The organism is Collinsella aerofaciens (genome assembly GCF_032584215.1).
In the GTDB taxonomy this organism is placed as follows: domain Bacteria; phylum Actinomycetota; class Coriobacteriia; order Coriobacteriales; family Coriobacteriaceae; genus Collinsella.
Window position 1 is genome coordinate 1 of the sequence record NZ_JAWHPN010000077.1, and the last position, 697, is coordinate 697.

The 697-nt window shown below is 41.8% G+C and carries 1 protein-coding gene; it reads right to left on the bottom strand.

The window, feature by feature from the left end; genetic code table 11:
• On the bottom strand, positions 1-697 hold a 697-nt coding region (locus RX395_RS09815), incomplete at both ends, for an amidase domain-containing protein (protein WP_316367292.1).

A 697-nucleotide genomic window follows, 5' to 3' on the forward strand; every position in this document is an offset into this window, starting at 1 on the left:
TAGTTGATGTCCCTGGAACTGCTGGGCGAAGTTTATTTTTTACAGCCGCTACAGCGTTAGATCCTCCAAGCCCAGCATATATACATTGTGAAGCGAAATTTTGACAGTCTCCCTGGCCTTCATATTGTCCATATTCATGGAAGACCTCTTCGTTCCTCCAGTTAAATCCGTTTATAACCCCTTCTCCCCAGTATGTCTTTGCATATTGAATTGCAGCATTTTTATCGTAACCAACTGCTCTATGAACCGTATAATTTGCAGCAGGGGCTGTTGCTTCTTCGTTTGTTACTACTGGTGTTTGGTAGGTTTCTTCCATCACCCTCTCCCACTCAGCCTTATCTTCTTCTGTCATCTCTATTAGATCTACTTCTATTGGTTCATCAACTTCAAATGGAATTTCATCGACACCATATCCAACTTCTGTAGTACCTTCATCATCAGAAGCTGGTTCATATTCAGGGGCTTCTGATACTTGTGCTATTGCACTCTTAAGGTCAATACCACTTTCGATTTCCTCTGGAGTAAAAATACAATCCGAGGTCATCTTCACAACAACCCAGTTCCCTTCAACATTAGCCAATTCAAGCCAATATGTGTTGATGAGTTCTGTAAGCTCTTCAAACCCCGGGATATGCGTATAATGGAAACTAATATGCTCCTTTGCTGTAAGGGTAGCATACTCTCCGTCTATCTGTAT